The sequence below is a fragment of the Mediterraneibacter agrestimuris genome (genome assembly GCF_943193195.1).
Classification (GTDB): Bacteria; Bacillota; Clostridia; order Lachnospirales; family Lachnospiraceae; genus Schaedlerella; species Schaedlerella agrestimuris.
In genome coordinates this window covers 19,192-27,352 of record NZ_CALPDG010000045.1, presented here as the reverse complement: position 1 = coordinate 27,352, position 8,161 = coordinate 19,192, and the positions used below count along the sequence as shown (strand labels likewise).

The window sequence follows — 8,161 nt, the reverse complement described above, 5'->3', positions numbered from 1 at the left end:
TAGGCACTTTCATTATACAACACACGGAATCGAGGTGTCTTTCTTTTATGCAAAATCACGAACTTGCTCATTTATAGTTTTTATATTAAGAAAACGGGCGAAATTGCAGTTTTTTCAGGAATGTACACACATGGAATAGCAGGGAACAGCAATAATCTTAATTGAATGGAAAGGATTATATGGCAACGAAAACAAAAATTAAAATTTCAGATGATATTGAACTCCGTAAAATATTAGATGAAGAATATGAAAAATACTGTTATCAAAGCGGGATAAGATGTGAATGAAAGCTGGCAAAAGGGAAATGCCCGTATGCATGATGTAAGGCAAGCCGGATTTAAAATACACCAATTAGCTAAAAGCAGCCAGGACATTGTAAAAGCATTCGGAGAATGATTCCATTCTTTGGGTGCTTTTTTTATATAGATCTGGAACCGGAAGGTTCCTTTACTTTTCATTCCGGGAGCCTTTGGCGCACCCGTATCTATAAATATTTTAAGCAGACATGCAGAAAGGAAACGATTTTATGCAAGTGTAAGATTAGAACAATAAAGAATTTTGCGGAAGGATTAAAAAGAGACATAGATGCATTGTCAAGTGGTGAATACGGATAATTGCGGAAGAATCCCAAGCATTAGAATAATCAGTTTGTACTAAACTTTGTCCCTTCTTATGAGCTGGAGAAATAAATTGAAAATATAGTAACAATTTGTTGCACATTACTTGTGGAGTTATATAGAATAAACTAGCCTGTATGCAGAGGTGTTTTTTCGGAACTGGGTTTTGGTGGGAGGAAAGTCAAATGAAGGAACTAAACAAAAAAGAATTGATTTCTCTGCGGAAGGCGTTAATGGATGTACAGCAATTTATTCGGAAGATAAAGCCGCAGAGAATGCCTTATTGCTATATACAATTTGATAATATGCTCAATAATATTGAGATTTATCTTTATTGCGAAGACACAGATATATACTTGATCAGTGAAATTCTGTTTCGGGACTGGAAGAATGCGAACCACGAACTGCTGGGCATATCCGCCAGTGAATGGAATTGTATGAAGTCATTTGGAGATAAGGGAGAAGTATATCGTTTTTGGGAATTGATTGCGATTATAGAAGCATATTTTCAAGAGACAAATGAAACAGAAGAAGATTTTTATCAAACATATTATTAAATATGAAACCTTTTGGGCTGGTTGTTGGTCTAATAAGTAAGAACCGATGATAAACCGGGGCGGATAAAGAGAAAGGAGGGACTTGTTTGAATTGTTTAGTGAAACAGGCAAAGAAAAAAGACAAGCAGTCATTTGTAGAACTGATAGAATTGCATAAACAGAGCATGTACAAGATTGCGTGGAGCTATCTGCATAACGATGAGGATGCAGCAGATGCAATTCAGGAAACGATACTAAAATGTTATGAGAAAATTGAAAAATTGAAGAATGAATCTTATTTTACAACATGGCTGACACGGATTCTGATCAATAATTGTAAAGACATTTTACAGAAGAAAAAGAGGGAGACGCTAAGCGAGGTGCTGCCGGAACAGGGAGATGTATGCAGAGAACTGGAGAATTACGAGTTTCAAGAATTGCTGAAGACGATTGATGAAAAATATCGTCTTGTTCTTCTATTATATTACGGTGAGGGTTTTAAAATCCGTGAGATTGCGCAGATACTGGAGATGGATGAAAATACAGTGAAAACAAGACTGGCGCGCGGACGAAGAGAATTTGGAAAGGTATATGAGACAGAGAACTATAAAAACAGACATCAGGAAAGGAGTAAAATCTGTGTGTAGAGAATATTCAGAAAAGGAAATACTGGAGATTTTAAAACGGGATGTGACCATTCCGGACAAAGTAGAGGAAAAAATACAGGATGCATACCGTCAGATCAGCGGGGAAAAAGTGACAGTGGCGAGACGAAGGAAGATTCCTAAGATGTGGAAGGTTGCTGCGGCAGCTGCAGTTCTGACTGTGGGAACCTCTACTGTCGTACTTGCGGCTAACTATATGTTGTCTGCAAATCGTGTAGAAAGCGGAGAAGACATGATATACGATATTTCTGTAGACAGAGAATTGGAAGCGCATGCGGTGGAGGCAGAACCGACCTATATGCCGGAGGGCTATGTATATCAGGAGGAAGGTCCTTTTGGCGGAAAATGGCGGAACGAAGAGACAGACAGTACTCTGACGATTGTAGCTTATAATGCGGCGGAGCTGGATTGGATGGATAGAATCGGACAGGACGTAGGCTTCCACGGATTTAAAAAGGATACGAAGCTGGAAGAGGTGACGATCGGAGAGCAGAAGATGGATGTATATACCGGGGAGGATTTTTATGTGGACTCCGATGATACAGTGAAACAGCTTTATCTGTTCAATGAAGAATATGGCTATGGAATCTGGATTACAAATAAAAGTACCCTGGAATCAGAGGAATTGGTGAAAATTGCGGAAGGGCTGGAGATAAAAGTACTGGATGAGGTTGTTCCGTATGCGACAGAGGCGGAAGTAGAAGAGGAATTAATGAAAGCCAGGGAATCTGCTGACGAGATGGATGCGTGGTATGGAAGAAAGGTGGCTTCAGAAGATGTTCATACGATTGGAGCAGAGGTGATCTCACCACTTTATGATCAGGAAGCATTCCTTGCGTTCATGGAAGTAATCAAGGAAGAAGGCGGAGTCATGCCTGACGATGTAATAGATGATATCCGCTTTACGGTAAAATCGGCAGAATTCAAAGATCGTATTTCACTGGAGGAGTTCCCGGCAGAAAATTTTGAGACGTATGATCGAATTGCACCGTGGCTGAATGAAGACGGGACTTTAAAACCTCATGAAAGAACATCGGACAGTAACAGAGATGAAATAGAGACTGTGAATACAAAGTTTCTTGTGGTTGAAATGAATGCGACAAATGCAGGAAATACGCAGAGTCAATGGAACTTGAAGGACGGTATCTCAATTGCGCCGGATCTGACTACATTGAAATTAGATGCAGACGGAGCATACAGTACGCAGACAGAATTTTATCATGCTGTTAATGAAGGATATGCACTTCAATATTTTTCAAATGATGGAAGTTCTTTTCCGGTGTATTTTGACCAGCAGTATTACACCGAAGGAACACAGGGGCTTAAACATGGCTTATACAGACCGATCGCGCCAGGAGAAAGTCTGGATTACACACTTATTTATGTTGTAGACGAAGATCAGATTGACAATGCGTGTCTCTGGTTTTCTTCCGGAGTAGTCGGCGGAGATGAAACATATGTGACAATCGGAAAGAATGTAGTGAAATAGGTATTTTTAATTTGCAAAAATATAAATCAGGGAAACTCCGGGATGAAGTTTCCCTGATTTTTTAGGGTGGATCCGTATATTTAGCATTTGGTTTGGGTCAATGTATTCTTATGCTGGAAAGAGTTGGCATATGTTTTAGGAGAACACCCACAAATTTTTTTGAATTTTTTACTAAAATAATATACATCAGAAAATCCAGATTCTTCTGCAATTTCAGTGATTTTTAAATCTCCCTCTCTCAAAAGTTTTTTTGCGGTTTCCATGCGGAGCGTAGAAAGATACTGCACAATTGAACAATGATGGATTTTTTTAAAAATACTTCCCAAGTACGAAGGTGTTATGCGGAGGTTTTCTGCGATTTCTGAAACAGATAAAGCGGAATCGTGAAAATGTTGTTCCAGATACTCCGTTACTTTCCGGCACATTGCAACATCTGAAGGTACAATTTTGATTTTGTGGATACATTCCAATCCATAAAATATCACTTCGGATTCTAAATCGCTCAGAGAATATTCTACTGCAATGATTGCATTTGCAAAGTCTGAAATAGACTGTGTAAGCGGTTCTGGAATATGAAAATACAAACGATAAATGGTAAAAATTTCAGTTACGACCAGGCACAGATAGTCACAGCTTTTTTTCTCGCTTAATGATTGAAATACTTGTCGGATGTATTGACACAGTGTATCTTCTTCATTTGTATGCAGGACAGAAAGCAGATTTTTGCGCAGCAATAAAACTTCTTCTTCAAACTTTGGTTTTGAGTGATGTGAGGGGCGTACACATAAGCCGGAATCTGAGGAAAAATACCGCTCTGTAACCAGATGCAGAGATCTCTGATAATAAGGTGTCCAATTGCTCTGAGTGGAAAAGATTTCGTCTAAATATATGTAAATATAGTCGTTTTGACAGTGGACGAAGTCTGTTAAAATTCCTTGAATATGTTGGAAACATTCTTTTTCAGGTACAAAAGTTTGAAGAATACAAATACATTCACTTTCTTGAAAATGGACACAGGTAAAATTCATTTGAGATAATTTCTGGTTTAAATCCTGGATTTTTTGTAAAAGTGATTTTTCAGCGTACATAGTACAGTAAACACTATAGTGGAATTGACTGAATTCCTGGTACAGATTACAAAAATCATCGTAAGAACGGGATCCATCCCGAATAGCAGAAAGATGATGTCTCCATTCATATTGTTCGTACTGTTTCAGACATTGCTGGATATCAGATCGTGCTCTGATAGAGGCTGCGCAGGAATGAATTGCCTGAAGTAGTTCTTTTTGCTGAACTGGTTTTAAAAGATATTCTTTTGCGCCAGTACGTATTGCTGCCTGTGCATAGCGAAAATCATCGTAGCCGGATAATATGATTATATGGGTGTTTGGAGTATGCTGTTTTACATATTCGGCTACTTCAATTCCGGACAATTTTGGCATTTTGATATCTAATATCAAGAGATCTATGTTATGTCCGGCGAGCAATGACAGTACTTCTTCACCATTTTCAGCCTCACCGGCTAATGTTAGCCCAAGATCCTCCCAGGGGATCAGCTTTATAATTCTTTTCCGAATAAAATATTCATCGTCAGCGATTACTACGTGGATTGGCATGGGTATGCCTCCTTTCGTGGAATAGTAATGGTTGTCTTACATCCGCCCTCAGCAGGAATCTCCATGGAAAGTCCATAGGCATCTCCGTAGTAGAGATGAATTCTTTGATGGATGTTCTGAATACCAAAGTGATCATTTTTTTGCGTCCAGATTTGTTCTAATTGCTCGGCGGTCAAACCGATTCCGTTATCCTGCAGAATAATCTGGATCGTATCTTGGGCCGGACGGCAGTCGATCCGTATGATTCCCTTTTTTTCCAATTCTTTGATACCATGATAAATGCTGTTTTCTATAATTGGCTGCAAAAGTAACTTGATGCAGGAACAAGACATCAGTTCTTCAGGACAAGAAATATCATAGGTAAATTTATTGGGATAACGAATGTGCAAAATTTCCAAATAGGACTCTGAAATTTTAAGCTCTTGTTTTAAAGTAATCTGCATCTTTCCATTACTTAAGCAGGAACGGTAGAAGGCGGACAAATTCATGACTAATTGAATAAGAGTCTCTTTTTCCTCCAATTCTGCCAGAGAGCAGATGTTATCCAGTGTATTATACAAAAAATGAGGGTTGATCTGCTGCTGGAGGAGACTCAGAGATAAAATCTGCTTTGATGTTTCTGCTCCCAGCAGCTGCAATTTTATTTCGTTTTGTGCAAGAACCATACTATTGAAAGAATGTACAAGGGTTTCTATTTCAGAAGTGCAGGGGATTTTTTTGATCGTATGTAATTCTTCTTCATGCATTTCTTCTATGTGTCTGACAAAATCCTGTAAAGGTGCAGTGATCGTATGGGAAATTCTGTGTGAAACCCCGATATACAATATAATTGCAAGCACAGTCATGGACAATGAAATTAAAAATAAGATCAAGAGCGGCTGCAAAAAGGTGATCAGAGGAACTTCGTTAACGATATACCAGCCCAGTGTGGGAAAATAGCGGTAAAAAAATAAAGTAGAATGAGCAAGCGATACCGAGGTATATTTTGCAGAAGAAAGCTCATTCAGAAAAGCATATTCAGAATGCAGCAGATCATTATTTTCGCAGCTTTGGATGAGTCCGTCCCGATCGATCATCAGTATGGTATCTTCTACGGCAATGTCGTGATAGATATTGGCAATTTTTTTCTCTGGAATTGCTATTTCAATATATCCTAATAATTGTCCGGACGCAGTATCATAAAATGGGGACTGGAGAGACAATACAGAAATTCTCTTCCTGGAGTTCACAATATCCTGTTTTTCTCTCATGCCCCATATAAGTCTGTCAGGCAGAGGAAAAGACAGATGACTTTGAGAATACGGTTCTGTAGCGATCAGGGGCATATTATCCGGAGTATATAAAGTTACAGAATGAATGAAATGGGTGGATTGTATAATCCGTAAAATGAGCTGTTGCATTTCTTTGTCATTTTTTTGTAAACTACGGTTTAAAGGATGGTAAAATGCTTCTTTCATAAACTGCTGCACATCTGTATTTGAAATAATGGCTTTGGAGTAATTTTCTGCACTGTCCATCATAAAAGTAAGATGGTCGGAGATATATTCTAACTGCTGGAATGCAGCTTCTTTTTTTAAAGAAAAACTGTTTCTCAGAAACAAACAAGAAGTTCCTAAAGATAAAAAAATAATTAAAAATGCAGTGGGAAAAAGCATGCTGAAAAAAATATTATATCTTATGGTGTTCTTTTTAAATTGCTTCTTCCATTGTTTCATGATCCCCGCCCCCTTTGTATATTTATTATATAGAGAAAAACAAACAGAGTCAAACTGATATAGAAAATGTACAAAAAATTGAGAAAATGTACATTGTGAAATTTATGGTTTTTAATATACTGAAAGATATAAACAAAACGAATTTAAAATTCAAAGGAGGAAAAGGTATGAAACTGAAAAAGGTTGCGGCCAGTCTTTTGGCTGGAACAATGTGCGTGGGGTTATTAGCAGGCTGCGGTAGCGGGGGAGATGCAAAAAATGACAAAGACGGCATTACAATCCGTCTTTTGACAAGAATGGCAGGTACAACCACACAGGTGGGAATCTATAATGATATATTGGATGCATTTAAAGAAAAACATCCTGAGGTAACGATCATTGACGATTCACAAGGAGATGAATCTGCATTTAATAATATCTTGTCTACAGATATTGCTTCCGGGACTATGGCAAATATCTTCCGTATTCAAGGTGTTGCGAATTTGTCAGAATATATCGATAATGGACTGATACTGGATATGAGTTCATATTTGGAAGAAGATTCTGAATGGGGAGGAGGCTTTACAGAAGGCGCTCTTTCATATTACCAAGTGCCGGGAAAGGAAGGAATCTATGGTATTCCGATGGAATCCGGGCTGATTGGTGTGTATTATAACAAAGAGTTATTTGAAAAGGCAGGTATCAATGAATTTCCTAAAACATGGACAGAACTTAAGGATGCAATTACAAAATTAAAAGACAGCGGAGTGATTCCGATTGCTATGGGATGCCAGACAACTTATATGGCGGGACACTTACATAATCAGATTTTCTATAAATGGCTCGGAACAGAGGCAGCAAAAGAACTGGGAGCAAGAGAAAAGAACTGGACAGACACAGACGTAGTAGAAACCTTAGAGTTCGTAAAAGAATTAATTGATATCGGAGCATTTGATCCAAATGCAGCAGGAATGACAGATAACATCGCCATGACACAGTTCCAGCAGGGAGAAGCAGCGATGGTAATTACAGGTCCGTGGAATATCGGAACTTTTGAAGATCCGGAAGAAACACCTGTACATGAAAGTATAGAAGTTGCAAAATTTCCTTACTTTGAAGAAAAACAAGAGTTTAAAAATGAAGATATGCAGACAATTTCACCTTATATGGTAAGCGGTAAGTTAGAAGGAGAAGAGCTAGAATTAACAATTGAACTTTTGAAAATGCTGACAGATAAAGATGCGGCAAAACGATATGCAGAAGAAGCAGCATTTTTGATCCCAAGAACAGATATCGAGTTAGATGACAGCAAAGTATCTCCATTGTTTGCAACAAATGTAGAGCTTGGCGGAACTTCAGAAGGAATTGCAGTAGATGTCTTTGATTTTGATTCTATTACATCGATGCAGGACAGAACAAGAAATTCAATCGCAAGTATGTTCACAGGAGCAGAGCCTGAAGCAGCAGCGAAAGAAATTCAAAATGAAGTAGACAGTAATAAATAAAACAAGATAATTTGTAAATGCCCTGTTCTTCGTGATAGG

7 protein-coding genes are annotated in these 8,161 nt (G+C 38.3%); 5 read left to right on the top strand and 2 right to left on the bottom strand.

Annotated elements, in window-relative coordinates; translation table 11 throughout:
* Positions 1 to 312 precede the first annotated feature (312 nt).
* The 4 genes from NFS18_RS19985 (at position 313) to NFS18_RS16085 (ending at position 3,307) form a co-directional block, all read left to right on the top strand.
* Positions 313 to 396, top strand: coding sequence for a hypothetical protein (locus NFS18_RS19985; RefSeq protein WP_408631563.1), 84 nt, complete (start codon positions 313 to 315; stop codon positions 394 to 396).
* A gap of 406 nt (positions 397 to 802) precedes the next feature.
* Positions 803 to 1,174 carry a hypothetical protein gene (locus tag NFS18_RS16095; RefSeq protein ID WP_251392171.1) on the top strand — a complete coding sequence of 124 codons (372 nt, stop codon included), beginning with the start codon at positions 803 to 805 and terminating at the stop codon, positions 1,172 to 1,174.
* An 86-nt stretch (positions 1,175 to 1,260) separates the two neighbouring features.
* A complete protein-coding gene (locus NFS18_RS16090; RefSeq protein ID WP_251392170.1) occupies positions 1,261 to 1,800 on the top strand; it encodes an RNA polymerase sigma factor in 540 nt (179 codons plus the stop codon).
* Positions 1,793 to 3,307, top strand: a complete 1,515-nt coding sequence (locus tag NFS18_RS16085) for a DUF4367 domain-containing protein (protein WP_251392165.1) — start codon at positions 1,793 to 1,795, stop codon at positions 3,305 to 3,307. Before NFS18_RS16090 ends, NFS18_RS16085 begins: the two co-directional genes overlap by 8 nt.
* 80 nt (positions 3,308 to 3,387) lie before the next feature.
* On the opposite strand, the gene NFS18_RS16080 is transcribed toward NFS18_RS16085, so the two are convergent.
* Complete coding sequence (locus tag NFS18_RS16080) at positions 3,388 to 4,923, bottom strand: response regulator transcription factor (RefSeq protein ID WP_251392163.1); 1,536 nt, start codon at positions 4,921 to 4,923, stop codon at positions 3,388 to 3,390.
* Positions 4,908 to 6,524 carry a sensor histidine kinase gene (locus NFS18_RS16075; protein WP_251392161.1) on the bottom strand — a complete coding sequence of 539 codons (1,617 nt, stop codon included), beginning with the start codon at positions 6,522 to 6,524 and terminating at the stop codon, positions 4,908 to 4,910. The genes NFS18_RS16080 and NFS18_RS16075 overlap by 16 nt, the downstream gene beginning before the upstream one ends.
* Before the next feature lie 281 nt (positions 6,525 to 6,805).
* On the opposite strand from NFS18_RS16075, the gene NFS18_RS16070 reads away from it, so the two are divergent.
* Complete coding sequence (locus tag NFS18_RS16070; protein ID WP_251392159.1) at positions 6,806 to 8,122, top strand: ABC transporter substrate-binding protein; 1,317 nt, start codon at positions 6,806 to 6,808, stop codon at positions 8,120 to 8,122.
* Positions 8,123 to 8,161: the final 39 nt, after the last annotated feature.